The 12,060-nt window shown below is 61.4% G+C and carries 20 protein-coding genes and 2 tRNA genes; 8 read left to right on the top strand and 14 right to left on the bottom strand.

What is annotated here, in order from left to right:
• Nucleotides 1-21: 21 nt before the first annotated feature.
• The 5 genes from AC1DZP_RS24465 to AC1DZP_RS24445 form a co-directional block, all read right to left on the bottom strand.
• Complete coding sequence (locus tag AC1DZP_RS24465) at nt 22-237, bottom strand: hypothetical protein (RefSeq protein ID WP_457155688.1); 216 nt, start codon at nt 235-237, stop codon at nt 22-24.
• Nucleotides 238-444: 207 nt separating this feature from the next.
• Nucleotides 445-651, bottom strand: a complete 207-nt coding sequence (locus AC1DZP_RS24460; protein ID WP_477305917.1) for a hypothetical protein — start codon at nt 649-651, stop codon at nt 445-447.
• A 4-nt stretch (nt 652-655) separates the two neighbouring features.
• Complete coding sequence (locus tag AC1DZP_RS24455; protein ID WP_457155651.1) at nt 656-919, bottom strand: hypothetical protein; 264 nt, start codon at nt 917-919, stop codon at nt 656-658.
• 183 nt (nt 920-1,102) lie between these two features.
• A complete protein-coding gene (locus AC1DZP_RS24450) occupies nt 1,103-1,453 on the bottom strand; it encodes a hypothetical protein (protein ID WP_477305915.1) in 351 nt (116 codons plus the stop codon).
• 9 nt (nt 1,454-1,462) lie between these two features.
• Nucleotides 1,463-1,690: a helix-turn-helix domain-containing protein gene (locus AC1DZP_RS24445; protein WP_457155618.1), complete on the bottom strand. Its 228-nt coding sequence runs from the start codon at nt 1,688-1,690 to the stop codon at nt 1,463-1,465.
• Between the two features lie 82 nt (nt 1,691-1,772).
• On the opposite strand from AC1DZP_RS24445, the gene AC1DZP_RS24440 reads away from it, so the two are divergent.
• From AC1DZP_RS24440 to AC1DZP_RS24425, 4 genes are all read left to right on the top strand, one after another.
• A complete protein-coding gene (locus AC1DZP_RS24440; RefSeq protein ID WP_477305913.1) occupies nt 1,773-2,015 on the top strand; it encodes a hypothetical protein in 243 nt (80 codons plus the stop codon).
• On the top strand, nt 2,012-2,338 hold the full coding sequence (locus AC1DZP_RS24435) for a hypothetical protein (protein ID WP_477226324.1): 327 nt from the start codon (nt 2,012-2,014) through the stop codon (nt 2,336-2,338). Before AC1DZP_RS24440 ends, AC1DZP_RS24435 begins: the two co-directional genes overlap by 4 nt.
• Nucleotides 2,335-2,541 (top strand): hypothetical protein, encoded by a 207-nt coding sequence (locus AC1DZP_RS24430; RefSeq protein WP_477226323.1) that lies wholly within the window; start codon nt 2,335-2,337, stop codon nt 2,539-2,541. The genes AC1DZP_RS24435 and AC1DZP_RS24430 overlap by 4 nt, the downstream gene beginning before the upstream one ends.
• Nucleotides 2,542-2,717: 176 nt before the next feature.
• Nucleotides 2,718-3,086 carry a hypothetical protein gene (locus tag AC1DZP_RS24425; protein WP_477226322.1) on the top strand — a complete coding sequence of 123 codons (369 nt, stop codon included), beginning with the start codon at nt 2,718-2,720 and terminating at the stop codon, nt 3,084-3,086.
• Nucleotides 3,087-3,298: 212 nt separating this feature from the next.
• Here AC1DZP_RS24425 and AC1DZP_RS24420 read toward each other — a convergent pair whose 3' ends face one another.
• The 3 genes from AC1DZP_RS24420 to AC1DZP_RS24410 all read right to left on the bottom strand — a co-directional run bounded on the left by AC1DZP_RS24420 (nt 3,299) and on the right by AC1DZP_RS24410 (nt 4,726).
• On the bottom strand, nt 3,299-4,126 hold the full coding sequence (locus tag AC1DZP_RS24420) for a hypothetical protein (protein WP_477305911.1): 828 nt from the start codon (nt 4,124-4,126) through the stop codon (nt 3,299-3,301).
• Between the two features lie 171 nt (nt 4,127-4,297).
• A tRNA-Arg gene (locus AC1DZP_RS24415) sits at nt 4,298-4,374 on the bottom strand.
• Nucleotides 4,375-4,420: 46 nt separating this feature from the next.
• Complete coding sequence (locus AC1DZP_RS24410; RefSeq protein WP_095086744.1) at nt 4,421-4,726, bottom strand: ETC complex I subunit; 306 nt, start codon at nt 4,724-4,726, stop codon at nt 4,421-4,423.
• 123 nt (nt 4,727-4,849) lie between these two features.
• Between AC1DZP_RS24410 and AC1DZP_RS24405 the strand changes: the two genes are divergently transcribed.
• Nucleotides 4,850-4,926, top strand: a tRNA-Pro gene (locus AC1DZP_RS24405).
• A gap of 92 nt (nt 4,927-5,018) precedes the next feature.
• Here AC1DZP_RS24405 and hdaA read toward each other — a convergent pair.
• The 4 genes from hdaA to AC1DZP_RS24385 all read right to left on the bottom strand — a co-directional run bounded on the left by hdaA (nt 5,019) and on the right by AC1DZP_RS24385 (nt 8,628).
• Entirely contained in the window at nt 5,019-5,723 is a 705-nt protein-coding gene (hdaA, locus tag AC1DZP_RS24400; protein ID WP_477305909.1) for a DnaA regulatory inactivator HdaA, read from the bottom strand.
• A 47-nt stretch (nt 5,724-5,770) separates the two neighbouring features.
• Complete coding sequence (locus AC1DZP_RS24395) at nt 5,771-6,976, bottom strand: AI-2E family transporter (RefSeq protein ID WP_477305907.1); 1,206 nt, start codon at nt 6,974-6,976, stop codon at nt 5,771-5,773.
• Nucleotides 6,948-7,505, bottom strand: a complete 558-nt coding sequence (locus AC1DZP_RS24390) for a CDP-alcohol phosphatidyltransferase family protein (protein ID WP_477305906.1) — start codon at nt 7,503-7,505, stop codon at nt 6,948-6,950. Before AC1DZP_RS24390 ends, AC1DZP_RS24395 begins: the two co-directional genes overlap by 29 nt.
• Before the next feature lie 133 nt (nt 7,506-7,638).
• The gene (locus tag AC1DZP_RS24385; RefSeq protein ID WP_477305904.1) at nt 7,639-8,628 is read right to left on the bottom strand and encodes a methyltransferase; all 990 of its coding nucleotides are present in this window, start codon (nt 8,626-8,628) and stop codon (nt 7,639-7,641) included.
• 281 nt (nt 8,629-8,909) lie between these two features.
• Between AC1DZP_RS24385 and purM the strand changes: the two genes are divergently transcribed.
• Genes purM through AC1DZP_RS24370 form a run of 3 tightly spaced genes read left to right on the top strand, consistent with a single transcriptional unit; the run spans nt 8,910 to nt 11,209 of the window.
• Nucleotides 8,910-9,974, top strand: coding sequence for a phosphoribosylformylglycinamidine cyclo-ligase (gene purM, locus AC1DZP_RS24380; protein ID WP_167392159.1), 1,065 nt, complete (start codon nt 8,910-8,912; stop codon nt 9,972-9,974).
• The gene (purN, locus tag AC1DZP_RS24375; protein WP_477305902.1) at nt 9,971-10,684 is read left to right on the top strand and encodes a phosphoribosylglycinamide formyltransferase; all 714 of its coding nucleotides are present in this window, start codon (nt 9,971-9,973) and stop codon (nt 10,682-10,684) included. Before purM ends, purN begins: the two co-directional genes overlap by 4 nt.
• 15 nt (nt 10,685-10,699) lie before the next feature.
• Complete coding sequence (locus AC1DZP_RS24370) at nt 10,700-11,209, top strand: SixA phosphatase family protein (RefSeq protein ID WP_477305900.1); 510 nt, start codon at nt 10,700-10,702, stop codon at nt 11,207-11,209.
• Nucleotides 11,210-11,258: 49 nt separating this feature from the next.
• Here AC1DZP_RS24370 and AC1DZP_RS24365 read toward each other — a convergent pair whose 3' ends face one another.
• Nucleotides 11,259-11,498 (bottom strand): DUF680 domain-containing protein, encoded by a 240-nt coding sequence (locus tag AC1DZP_RS24365; RefSeq protein ID WP_477305898.1) that lies wholly within the window; start codon nt 11,496-11,498, stop codon nt 11,259-11,261.
• Between the two features lie 325 nt (nt 11,499-11,823).
• Nucleotides 11,824-12,051: a DUF680 domain-containing protein gene (locus tag AC1DZP_RS24360; RefSeq protein WP_477305896.1), complete on the bottom strand. Its 228-nt coding sequence runs from the start codon at nt 12,049-12,051 to the stop codon at nt 11,824-11,826.
• Nucleotides 12,052-12,060 lie beyond the last annotated feature (9 nt).

Raw genomic sequence — 12,060 nt, 5'->3', positions numbered from 1 at the left:
TTCTCGCAAACAGGTAGTGTCTCAGTTTGAAATCTGGGGGCCGTTCGGCTCCAGCTTTGACCGGATTTGATGAATAGCGCTCACGATGGCGTTGGCTGACTGAACGTCCAGCGCAATATCTAACAGACCTTCGGTTGTGTGAATTGAGAGAACCCCAATCACACCCGCATTGTCCGTGATGGTGCCGACGTGGATTTCAGTCGGTACGAAGGGCCGCGCCTTTCCCTTGCGTTGCATTGCTCACACTCCCCTCGCGGCGACAGTCGCGCAACGCCGTGGCACATTCAAGCTGGCCTTAGGGTCATGTAACGGGCGGGAAGTGTTCTTAGGTTAGCGAGTGCTTAAAGCCTTACCTATTCGCCTATTTCGGCAGCTTCTTGTAGGGACCGCGCGCTGGCTTCGGCGCAACGGCGCCGTGCTAAAAACAAAATTCTCCCAGGCTGGCTACCCGGCGATCGCCATTCCAATACCGACACCAAGGCCGATAGCAACGCCCATGAGCAGCTTGCCGGCAAAGTCTAGGGCGAAGGCGCGGACAGCGCTCCAGGCATCCCCACGGGGCTCCCTGATGGCGTTCGACAGGTCATCGAAGATCGCGTCCATGCCGGCAATATAGATCGAAACCGCGATTCTGTGGATCCCCACCTTCACGGCGTTATCGCACCAGTAGATTGTAGCTCGGTTCCTCACAGTGATAGACGCGGCATTGGCCGTCGCGGGTTGGAACGGCGGCGGACATCGGCACGTCGGGCCAGTCGCACTCATTGCCGAACTGGCGCACATAACGGTCATATGTGTTGGGGCCGGTGGTCAGCACCACAGCGTGCCGGCTCTGGATCAACTGCTGAAGCTGCTCGCAGCTCATCGTGCGCGTGTCGGGCCGAGCCTCGGCGACGCTCGTGGCACAACAAACTGCCATCCCGGCAAGAAAGGCGATCGACGGACTTTTCGTGGCCAACACAACGGACTCCCGATCATGGTCCGCAGCATCGCGCGCGAGCTTCGTCCCCGCAAGGGCGCGCTTGACGATTTCAGCGAGTACGCGGCCGGTTCGGTGGGAGGGGCGCACCTCCGAGGGCAAGGAAGGTTCTGGCGCGCTGGTCTAGGGCTGCGCGTCCGTCGTCTGCGGCGGCGCCGGCCAAACAATATGTTGCCCCTCGAAAAGCAGCACTGTGACGTAGCCCGCAATCGAGGCGGCGGTCACGAGTAGAAGCATCGTGGCGATGGAGATACCGCGCCGTCTCGGTCGCGACTTTGGTGGGCGCGCTGGTGCTTCGGTATTCTGGTGCGTTGCTGCTTCGGTACTCGGGATGGGCTCGCTTGGCTGTGGCAAGTGAGCGGGATCAGGATCGGGGAACTTGCGATCGAGCGCGGCCTGCTTCCGACGCGTTTCCTCGTCAAATTGATATTTGCGTGCTCCACGCCAGTTTGCCTGGAACTCTTCTTTTGCCATCGTCCCCAACTAGCCGCCGCTATCTATGCCGCCACCCTTCCTCAGCCTCACCCCGGCACCGCCACCATTCTCGGGGATGAACTCGACGCCGGCAGATTCGAGAGCCTTCTCGATCGCAGCCAGGGCATCTTCCGAACCGCCATACTTGCCTGTCTCGAAATTCGAGATCGTGTTGCGGTGAATTCCGGCAGCCTTCGAAAGGTCAGCCAGGGACCAGTTCAACGCCGCTCTAGCCATCCTCACTTGTGCAGGCTTCACAACTCACAATCCTTGTGCTAATTTCACAAGTGTAAGTATCACAACTGAAGGGGAATTCCAAATGCCGAACACGTGTGTTCCGGCGGCCGGCGAAGCTATGCCCGCTGCCTTCCTTGGAAGATTTTCAGGTCGCGTCATTATCGGCGAGATCGCCGACCAAATGGCAGAGGCGTCACGACAGATCGACCGGGATATCGCTTCTATCGTTGCCGCAATGAAGGCGATCCATGGTGACAGCGAATACTACGTCTTCATCAACCATGAACTCCCCTTCGTGTTTATCGGCCAAAGGTCACCATCATGAGCGCGGCCATGCTGAAGCCCTTGGGGATGCCGAAGGGGATGAACCCGCAACAATGGCGCCAGTCAGTCGAGAAGCGCCTCAACGACCTTCTGGACCGCGCCATGTCGCTCATTACGGCACTGGATCTTATGGAGGTTGATTGCGACCTGGAGGATACGGCAGACGACGAGCCATCGCTAGGCTGCCTCGATGATCTGGAGCAGGACAACTGCGACGACGAGGAAGGTGGCGACGACGAGCCTTGCGTGGATATCTATGGCGAACGCATCATGTGGCCCGACGATCTGGCGTCGCAGGAAACGCTGGTGGAGAGCGGGATATGACGGCGCCGTTCTATCAACGACGCGCCTTCGACCCGCTATCAGCAGCGACAGAGCCGAGCAACGACATGATCGTCGTGCCGTTCCACCACGCTTACCGCAACAACTTCGGCATGATCCCTGTCCACACCGGCGACGATTTCATGCTCGTCTCGTCGTGGCACTACGACCCCGAGCACTATCCTCCGGGCTCTTGTATTCAATAAGGTTCCGACCGACCCATTGGCCCGCTGCTTCGGTGGCGGGCTTTTCAATTTGCCCAGCCCTTTGCCCACTTCACCCGTCGGGTGCCGCAGCGAATTCCATCTCAAGCGACGCTTTCGGCTTCTGCAGCTGCACGGCCACACAATGTCTGTTGGCGGCATCCCAGGAACTGCCGGTCATGCAGACAGGGCGCTTGGGCGAGCAGGACTTTCCGGCCAACGTGGACTTCAAGCTGCGCGTGCACACGCAGGCCCCTTTTCCCCAACCCCAATTCTCCGGGCAGCTCACGCAGCGCCGAGTTTTCGGATCGACGAACTGCCCCGCCCCACAGGAGCAGGCCGAGCGCTTGGCATCCCACGAGGCGCCCGCCGCACAAGAGACGCAAGTTTTCCTCTTCGGATTCCAGTATTTCCCCTCGGGGCATGCTCCGCTCTCACCGGTGGGCTTGCTGGGCTGGGCCGGCGATGGTGGCAACGCCTTCGCCGGCGCAGTCTTCTGTGGCTCCGCCGGCTGCTGGCCCGGACAAGTGAGCTTTTGGTCGCATTGAAGCGTGCACCCGACCACACCGCGAGACCGATTGACCGGAGTGTCCGGGTATTCGAAGGGACAGGGCATCTGCTGTGCGCTTGCGGTCCATCCGAACAGCATCATCAAACCGGCGAGAAGAAGATGGCGTCTCATAGTTCGGATAGTAGTGATTGTTCGCCGAATTGAAAACGGTAAACCGCGTGATGCCCGCTGCCTCACGGTGGCGGGCTTTCATTTTGAAACGGCGGGCTTGTCTGTCGCCATAGGGACAAAAATCGAGAAATCGTCAGTTCCATAGAACTTTCGCATCGCCGGCCCGATGCCAAATGTCACCTTCTCGCCCATCTCGATCAGACCCGGAAGCATTGACCGGATACCGCCGACTAGGCTTTCAAGCTCGAGTTCCACGGGCACCATGCGCGACACGTCCTCCTGGGTCATGCCAGAGGTAACTATGCCTGCGCTCACCCCGATATGGTTTGTGATGATGTCTTTGACCCGATCGCGCTTATCGGAATAGACCTTAACAATCTCAACCAAATTTCTGTGCTGCATGAAAAGGGTGCCGGCGACATGCATCAGATCGCTGTTCTTGGCGGCGATAAGGGGCGCCAACTCCTCGGCCTCCACGTCATAGATCTGATAACTGCCGACGATCGGCAGGACGCGAACCCATAGCGGCCTTGAGGTCAAACGAGCGTCGTTTGCGGCTGAAAGAGATTCGTCAATCGCCTTCTTGATGGCAATGGCATCGCTCAAAATCAACGAGGATTTCACCATCAATCTAAGAGCAAGTGAATGCTCTTGCGCCACCCTCGCATTCGTGTCGCGCTGCAGCGTTTCCTTGGACGTTTGTCGCGCCAACACCAAGGCCACAAATGCGCTCATTGCAGATCCTAAGACCGCACCACCAAATCCGCTCAACAGGGTTGCGTACTCGGCGATTGAAACACCCTTATCAGCAATATAGGCGCATATGGCCGCTCCCACCATCGCACCAAAAATGCCAACTGAGGCAAGTTCTACCACAGAGTTTTTTATGGAGATTTGCCTCGGCATAGTTACCCTTCTTATGACGCGTCCATGTCGCACGGAAAGAATTGGCACCGCAATTGGCACCGGTGGCGGGCTTTTTTGCTGACGACGCTGACACCGTGCTGACACGGCACAATATCAGCCTAGCACCCTGATTATCGTGAGCCTAATTGAGTAATCATTTCAAGGGTTTATTGGCGATCCCGACAGGATTCGAACCTGTGACCATCGGCTTAGAAGGCCGGTGCTCTATCCAGCTGAGCTACGGGACCGCTGGCCGGCCGCCGGGCCGGCTGAATACTTGACGCTGGCCGCCGGTCAATGCGTCCAGGGCGTCCTGCGGTCATAGCGGAAATTCTCCGCATAGGAAATCTGGCGGCGCTTGGTCTCTTTCGGCTCCTCGACGCGGAAGGCGAACCCTTCCTTTTCGGCGTAGGCCACCGCTTCTTCCCTCGTATCGAAGGTGAGCCTGATCTGGCTCCTCATGTCTCCCGACGTGGTGTAGCCCATCAAGGGGTCGATCTTCTTGCGCATCTCGGGGTCGAATTCCAGCACCCAATGGCCGGTCTTGGCCTTGCCGGACTGCATCGCGGTTTTGGCTGGGCTGAAAATGCGCGCGGACATGGCCACCTCGTTATTGTGCAAGGCAGCATCGCCACCCTGCGTCGTCATTACTGCGCAATGCGCAACACGGCAAGGTTTTTGCACTTGCCATGCAACACCGAAATGAATAGGCAACAGACCGTTCGGAGTGTAGCGCAGCCTGGTAGCGCATCTGGTTTGGGACCAGAGGGTCGGGAGTTCGAATCTCTCCACTCCGACCATCCTCTCATCGACATGCAAGGTCGGCGCCTTTGGCGCAACGGACAGTACGTTGCGCCGATTCCGGTTATGGGACTTGGCCCACTGGGAAATCCTATATCTCGAACTCACCCTGCCCCTCGTCCATGGCGCTGACGGTTTCGGCCGCCAATGCCCGCGTGATCGGTGTCTTGCGCTCGAGCGCTGTGCGGTCCAGCCGTTCCACCACACGCATCGCGGTCGCCAGCGAGCGCTCGATGCGGCGGACCAGATACTGCACGACATGCGGCTCGACCTCGACCTGGCGGTCGGCGAACAGCTTGGTGATGACGCCGGCGAGCAGGACGTCGTCGGGCTCATGGATCTCGACCGTCGCCGCAGCCTTCAGCCGCGAGGCCAGATCAGGCAGCGCAACACCCCAAGCCGAGGGAAAGCGGCGCGCCGTCAACAACAGCGTCGAGCCCGCACCACGCACCGCATTGATCAGATGGAACAGGCCTTGCTCGTCCACCGCGCCGGCATCGACATCGTCGATCAGTGCCGGCCGGGGGCCGATATTGGCGATGCTGTCACCGATACGCCTGGCGTCGACCGCCACCGCGTTGACGCGCGCGCGCCAGATCGAGGCCAGATGCGTCTTGCCGGAGCCGGCGGGACCGGCCAGCACCACCACCGGCGAGGGCCAGTCCGGCCAGCGGTCGACCAAGGCCACCGCTTGCACATTGGTGCCGGAGACGACGAGGTCGTCGCGCGAATAGCCGGTGCCGTGGCCGAGATCGAGTGGCAATTGGCGCGGCGGGTCGGCTTTCTGGTCGCTCATACGGGCTCAGCCATGCGGCCCGGCAAGGAACCTGGTCACCGRCCGAATCATGGCTTGATGGCCCTGCGCCGATCGGCCGGGAGCTCCGGCGCAATGCTGCCGTGGCCCTTGTAGAGCGGCGATTCCAGATAACGGGCTATGGCAAACCGCACCAGCACGGCAACTGCCGCCGAAGCCGGCACGGCAATCAGCAGGCCGACGAACCCGAACAGCGCGCCGAAGGCAAACAGCGAGAACATCAGCCATACCGGATGCAGGCCGACGCTCTTGCCGACCAGCCGTGGCTGCAGGATGTTACCCTCGATGAACTGGCCGATGAAGAACACCACCGCGACGGCGACGATCATCGTCCAGTCCGGCCAGAACTGGACGAAGGCGACGCCGACGGCCAACACCAGTCCGGTGAGCGAGCCGACATAGGGGATGAAGGAGATCAGCCCGGCGAACAGGCCGATAAGAATGCCGAAATTCAGCCCGGTCAGCGTCAGCCCGGTGGCGTACATGGCGCCCAGCACCAGGCACAGCGTGCCCTGGCCGCGCACGAAGCCGGCTGTTGCGGTGTTGATGTCCTTGGCGATCGCGCGCACCGTCGTGACGTTGTCGCGCGGCACCCAGCTGTCGATGACCGCAACCATGCGGTCCCAGTCGAGCAGCATGTAGAAGGCAACCACAGGCGTCACCACGAACAGGCTGACCACCGAGACCAGCGCCACGCCGGAACTCCAGATCGAGGTGAAGACCGTGGTGAGCAGGCCGAAGCCGGAGGTCAGCAGCGAATTCAGCCCGTCGCGCAAGCCATTGGCGTTGACGCCGAATTTCTGTTCCAGCCATTTCGGATCATATGACGTGATCAGGCTTTGCAGCCGGGTCAGATAGTCCGGCAATTTGCCGGCGAAATCGGCCATCTGCGTCGCCAGCACGGGAATGAGGATGACGAAGGCCAGCACCAGCACGATGAGGAAGGTGATGAGGATGACCACTGTCGCCATGAAGCGGGACAGGCCAAGCCGCTGCAACCGGTCGGCGACCGGATCGAGGAAATAGGCGAGCACCATGCCCGCAACGAAGGGCAACAGGATGGCACTGAAGACATAGAGAAAAAGCGCGAGCACCGCCGCGCCGGCCAGCCAGAAGAAGATCTGCCGGCGGAAGGTGGATGACGCGGCGAGATCGGCAGCCGCAGCCTCGATCACCGCCGCTTCTCTCTCAACAGCCGCTTCTCTCTCAGATGTCCGGATTGGAGCCTTCGCCATAGCCGCTCATATGCCTCAGCCAAGCCACGAGATAGGCCGCGGCCGAAGCCACGGTCAAGACCCCGGACAGCAATATGAGGGCTGGCCGCAGAGGGTCGAGGTGAACGGCAAGGGCAAGTTCGCCCAGCACAACCGCCGCCAGCACGATCTGGCTAGCGGTGTTGGCCTTCGACACGAAAAGCGGCTTCATCTCGACTGGATGGGCCATGACCGACGACAACACAACGGCGCAGACGATCAGCGCGTCTCGCGACACCATGGTGACGACCAGCCACAGCGGCAATTGCCCGATGAAGCCCAGGACGACGAAGACCGAAACCAGCAGCAGCTTGTCGGCAATCGGATCGAGATAGGCGCCGAGCATGGACTGCTGATTGAAACGACGGGCGATGAAGCCGTCGACGCCATCCGAAATGCCGGCAATGAGGAAGCCGGCAAAGGCCCAGTCCCAGCGCGCCTGCAGCATCGCCAACACCACCGCTGGCACCAGAACCAGGCGCAGGATGGTGATCAGGTTGGGGATGGTCAAATGCGCGCCTGTCGGGTTTGCATGCTGATAGATGATGGGAGACGGAGGGGATCGCAAGGGAGAGGCGCCACACATAGCAAAGGTAGCTGGACGGCGAGGCACCGCGACCTAGGCTCACATTGATATTCTCTGGTTAGGCTGCAGACGCCTCAAGGATGGAAATGGGTCCTCGGGTCTGAATCACTCGCTCAAGGCGTAGCCCAGCGGCGTCGAACAAGCTTGCATATTGGACCTGCGTCCTCTCCAGGCCGCCAGTGACGGCGAGCATGACCACGTCGATACCCTTGATCTGGTTCGGTTCGTCACCTGGCGGCACGAGGGTCTCGGCCACAAGCACCTTTCCGTTCGGCAACATTGCCTTGCGGCAATTTCGCAGGATCTCCGCGGCACGCCCATCGTCCCAATCGTGAACGACCTTCTTGATGACGTAGACGTCACCGGTGGGAACGCTTTCAAAGAAATCACCTGCGATATATTCGGTGCGCGGCAGGTCGCCTCCGGCACCCTGGCGTGCTGCCGCGACGCCCGAAGGCAGATCGAAAAGCACGCCGCTCAAATGGGGGTTGCGCGCCAGGATCGCCGAGAGAAGCTGACCATGCCCGCCGCCCACGTCGACGATCCGTGTGAACGGCCTGAAGTCACAAGCTTCGGCAACGGCCTCGTTACTGCCTTGGCTCAAGGCGACCATTGCACGCTGAAACAAGGCAGCCTGCTCCGGGTGTTCCGACAGCCAGTCAAACCTTGGGCTCCCGAACACCTTATCGAAGGCTGGCTTTCCGGTGCGGACAGAATGCAGGAGCTGCTCGAAGGCAAGATAGGCCTCACTGTTGATCATGCGGACGAAGTCACGGGGACCCGGCTTATCGGAGCGCAGCGCGGCGCCAACCTCCGTCAATTCGAAATGACGGGGCAGTACTTCCCTAAAGACGCCTTCCGGCGCGAGAAGTCGCATTACACGATAAAGCGCGTCAGCATCCGACTGAGTGGCAGCCGCTAGTTTATCCACCGACTTCTCGCTGACAGCCAGGAGATCGGGGATGCCGAGTTCGATAATTACGCGCAACGCCTGTGACACGGCGAATCCAAAGCCTAGCCTCATGATCTGTTGCGACGGATTGAGCATGGCCTGTCCTCGGAAGCCTGATGCGAAGCAACAGAGCACCAACAACAGCCAGGCACAAGGATGCAAAGGGGTGAAGGCGCAGACGGAGCTACGGGGTATTGCCTACCGATAAGAAGCAAGGACAGCGGGGATTTCACACAAGGGGCGCTACCGCCGCCGAAAAACCCGCTCTCCACGCTTTTTATCGGGGCAAAACTTCGGCATCCCACCGTCATCCTTGCGGGGCGAAGCCGTTCATGCGAAGAGCCCGCCAACGAAACAACGATGAGCAAGCGCCAGAAATGAGCAAGCGCAAGAACGGGCTCACCTATGCCGAGGCTGGCGTCGATATCGATGCCGGCAATCTGATGGTCGAGAAGATCAAGCCGCTGGTGCGCGCCACACGCAGGCCGGGCGCCGACGGCGAGATCGGCGGCTTTGGTGGCCTGTTCGACCTCAAGGCGGCCGGTTTCACCGATCCAGTGCTGGTCGCCGCCAATGACGGCGTCGGCACCAAGCTCAAGATCGCCATCGATGCCGGCAAGCACGACACGATCGGTATCGATCTGGTCGCCATGTGCGTCAACGATCTCGTCGTGCAGGGTGCCGAACCGCTGTTCTTCCTCGACTATTTCGCCACCGGCAAGCTCGATCCCGACCAGGGTGCCGCGATCGTCGGCGGCATTGCCGCGGGCTGCCGGCAGGCGGGCTGCGCGCTGATCGGCGGCGAGACGGCGGAAATGCCCGGCATGTATCACGGCAACGACTACGACCTCGCCGGCTTTGCGGTGGGCGCGGCCGAACGCGGCCAGCTCTTGCCGACCGACGACATCGTCGAAGGCGATGTGCTGCTTGGGCTCGCCTCCTCGGGCCTGCATTCGAACGGATTTTCGCTGGTGCGCCGCATCGTCGCCGTCAGCGGGCTGGCCTGGAGCGATCCGGCGCCGTTCAACGATGAGGCGACGTTGGCCGAGGCGCTGCTTGAGCCGACCCGCATCTACGTCAAGTCGATCCTCAAGGCCATACGCGGCACGCATGGCATCAAGGCGCTGGCCCACATCACCGGCGGCGGCTTCCCCGAAAACATTCCACGCGTGCTGCCCAAGGATTTTTCGGCCGAGCTCGACCTCGAGGCGATCGACGTCCCCGCGGTGTTCTCGTGGCTGGCCAGGACCGGCGGTGTCGCGCCGGAAGAGATGATGCGCACCTTCAATTGCGGCATCGGCATGATTTTGGCGGTCGCTTCCGGCCAGGCGGCGCAGGTTGCCGCCGTGCTGCAGGAAGCCGGTGAGACGGTAACGCCGATCGGCCGCATCGTGCCGCGCCGCGATGCCGGCGTCATCTACCGGGGCTCGATCGGCCTATGAGCGCGCAGAGGAAACGCACCGTTGTCCTGATCTCGGGGCGCGGCTCCAACATGACCGCGCTAATCGCGGCGGCCAGCGACCCGGCTTTTCCTGCCGAGATCGTCGGCGTCATTTCCGACAAGGCCGACGCCGCCGGCCTTGGTGTCGCCAAGGCGCGCGGTATCGCCACACAGATCATTCCCCGCGCCAACCATGGCAGCAAGCAGGCGCATGACGCGGCGATCGATGCGGCACTTGCAGCATTCAATGCCGAGATCGTCGCTCTGGCCGGCTACATGCGCATCCTCACGCCCGGTTTGGTCCAGAAATGGCAAGGCCGCATGATCAACATCCACCCTGCCCTGCTGCCGGCGTTCAAGGGGCTCAACACCCATGTGCGCGCGCTGGCCGCCGGCATGCGCATCCATGGCTGCACGGTGCATTTCGTCACGTCCGAGATGGATGACGGCCCGATCATCGCGCAGGCGGCCGTGCCAGTGATGGTCGGCGACAATGCGGATGCACTGGCCGCCCGTGTGCTGAAGGCCGAGCACCAGCTCTATCCGCTGGCGCTTGGGTTGGTCGCAGAGGGCAAGGCGCGCATGGCAGCCGGCCGTACCGTGCTGGCCCACTTTGCCGACGATGCCGACAATGCCACCTCGGTGGTGATGGCGCCCGACCCACTGCGCGAGGAAGCCGACCTCGAGCAATTGGCGCGGATAACCCCCTAAGCCGGGTAGATGGGGATGAAACAGCTTCTCCTGCTTCGCCACGCCAAATCGAGCTGGGAAGACCCCAAGCTCGCTGATTTCGACCGGCCGCTCGCCGGGCGCGGGTTGAAGGCCGCCAAGCTGATGGGGCGCGAGCTTGCGGCGCGCGACTGGCTGCCGGACCTGGCACTGGTGTCGACGGCGCTGCGAACCCGCGACACGTGGCGGCTGGTTGCGGCGGAGTTGCCTGCGCACACGCGGGTCACGTTCGCCGATGCGCTCTATGATGCGTCGGCAGCGGATATTTTGGGCCAGATACGTCAGACCGACGCTTCGAGCGACAGCTTGCTGGTGGTTGGCCACAATCCGGGCCTGGAATATCTGGCGAACCAGCTTGCCGCGCCGGGGTCGGAGGCCAAGGCGCGCAAGAGGATCGAGGAAAAGTTCCCGACTGCATCCCTTGCGCGCTTCGTCTTCGAGGGAGATTGGTCCGGCCTGTCCTCGGCCCGGCTGACGCATAGTCTGCGGCCGAGGGATTTAGGCTAGGTGCAAGACAGGTGTGACAGGCAACCTGCCGTCCGCCCTGCTCAAGACATCAGTTGCCCCAAATGCCCTGGCCAGATTCGGGCAAGTCGATTGTGGCTTTCGTCTTGGTGTCGGCAGCCTTGTACCCAGGCATATCCGTGTTGTTGACCGCGCCGGTGATGGCATGATCGACGCCGGCGACCGGGGCAACCATCTGGTTGGCTTCGTTGGAGCCATAGTGGTCGCTGGCGGCGAAAGCGCTGCCTGTGGCAACGAGGATGGCGGTGGCGACGAGGGCAATCCTGTTCATTTTCAAGTCTCCTGGTTCTTGGGTTGGGCGGCGTCTTGGGAGGACGGTTCCGCTAAGGACAAGACCCCAGGCAGTGCGGTTTTATTCCTTGAGACTGAACTTTTTGCCGACTGAGAAGATCGGTTGGCCCAGCGCGGCCTGAAGCGCGTCGCGTAGAAACGGATTCAGGCGGCGCGCTTAAGCCTTTGTTTTTATGCATGTCGTTGCCCCAAAACCGGGCCACTTTTGGGCGACATGCACTAGCTGACGGCTATCCCTTGTGCGCAAAAAACAAGAGCGGCGGGCCAGGCCCACCGCTCTTTGTAGTCAAGGTCTGCGTCGTGGATCAGCGGCCCCAGATGCCCTGGCCAGACTGAGGCGKCACGTTCGCATTGGCGTCCGCCTGGGCCTTTTCGGACTTCAGGATCGAGCCGGTGTGCATGGTGTCCATGTTGGAAACCGAGTGGCTGGCAACCGGCTGGTTGACGTTGCTTGAGCCATAGTTGTCGCTGCTGGCGAAGGCGGTGCCGGTGGCAACGAGGATGGCGGCGGCGGTGAGCGCTATCTTGGTCATTTCAAATAC

It is taken from the genome of Mesorhizobium sp. P2_F8 (assembly GCF_056403655.1).
Note: the sequence above shows the minus strand (reverse complement) of the source record. Positions and strands in the feature narration are given on the sequence as shown.

What these genes read in the sequence shown, in the direction of transcription:
- AC1DZP_RS24465 (WP_457155688.1), bottom strand. Translation starts at nt 237, where the DNA reads ATGCAACGCAAGGGAAAGGCGCGGCCCTTCGTACCGACTGAAATCCAC.
- AC1DZP_RS24455 (WP_457155651.1), bottom strand. Translation starts at nt 919, where the DNA reads ATGGCAGTTTGTTGTGCCACGAGCGTCGCCGAGGCTCGGCCCGACACG.
- AC1DZP_RS24450 (WP_477305915.1), bottom strand. Translation starts at nt 1,453, where the DNA reads ATGGCAAAAGAAGAGTTCCAGGCAAACTGGCGTGGAGCACGCAAATAT.
- AC1DZP_RS24445 (WP_457155618.1), bottom strand. Translation starts at nt 1,690, where the DNA reads ATGGCTAGAGCGGCGTTGAACTGGTCCCTGGCTGACCTTTCGAAGGCT.
- AC1DZP_RS24440 (WP_477305913.1), top strand. Translation starts at nt 1,773, where the DNA reads ATGCCGAACACGTGTGTTCCGGCGGCCGGCGAAGCTATGCCCGCTGCC.
- AC1DZP_RS24435 (WP_477226324.1), top strand. Translation starts at nt 2,012, where the DNA reads ATGAGCGCGGCCATGCTGAAGCCCTTGGGGATGCCGAAGGGGATGAAC.
- AC1DZP_RS24430 (WP_477226323.1), top strand. Translation starts at nt 2,335, where the DNA reads ATGACGGCGCCGTTCTATCAACGACGCGCCTTCGACCCGCTATCAGCA.
- AC1DZP_RS24425 (WP_477226322.1), top strand. Translation starts at nt 2,718, where the DNA reads ATGCAGACAGGGCGCTTGGGCGAGCAGGACTTTCCGGCCAACGTGGAC.
- AC1DZP_RS24420 (WP_477305911.1), bottom strand. Translation starts at nt 4,126, where the DNA reads ATGCCGAGGCAAATCTCCATAAAAAACTCTGTGGTAGAACTTGCCTCA.
- AC1DZP_RS24410 (WP_095086744.1), bottom strand. Translation starts at nt 4,726, where the DNA reads ATGTCCGCGCGCATTTTCAGCCCAGCCAAAACCGCGATGCAGTCCGGC.
- hdaA (WP_477305909.1), bottom strand. Translation starts at nt 5,723, where the DNA reads ATGAGCGACCAGAAAGCCGACCCGCCGCGCCAATTGCCACTCGATCTC.
- AC1DZP_RS24395 (WP_477305907.1), bottom strand. Translation starts at nt 6,976, where the DNA reads ATGGCGAAGGCTCCAATCCGGACATCTGAGAGAGAAGCGGCTGTTGAG.
- AC1DZP_RS24385 (WP_477305904.1), bottom strand. Translation starts at nt 8,628, where the DNA reads ATGCTCAATCCGTCGCAACAGATCATGAGGCTAGGCTTTGGATTCGCC.
- purM (WP_167392159.1), top strand. Translation starts at nt 8,910, where the DNA reads ATGAGCAAGCGCAAGAACGGGCTCACCTATGCCGAGGCTGGCGTCGAT.
- purN (WP_477305902.1), top strand. Translation starts at nt 9,971, where the DNA reads ATGAGCGCGCAGAGGAAACGCACCGTTGTCCTGATCTCGGGGCGCGGC.
- AC1DZP_RS24370 (WP_477305900.1), top strand. Translation starts at nt 10,700, where the DNA reads ATGAAACAGCTTCTCCTGCTTCGCCACGCCAAATCGAGCTGGGAAGAC.
- AC1DZP_RS24365 (WP_477305898.1), bottom strand. Translation starts at nt 11,498, where the DNA reads ATGAACAGGATTGCCCTCGTCGCCACCGCCATCCTCGTTGCCACAGGC.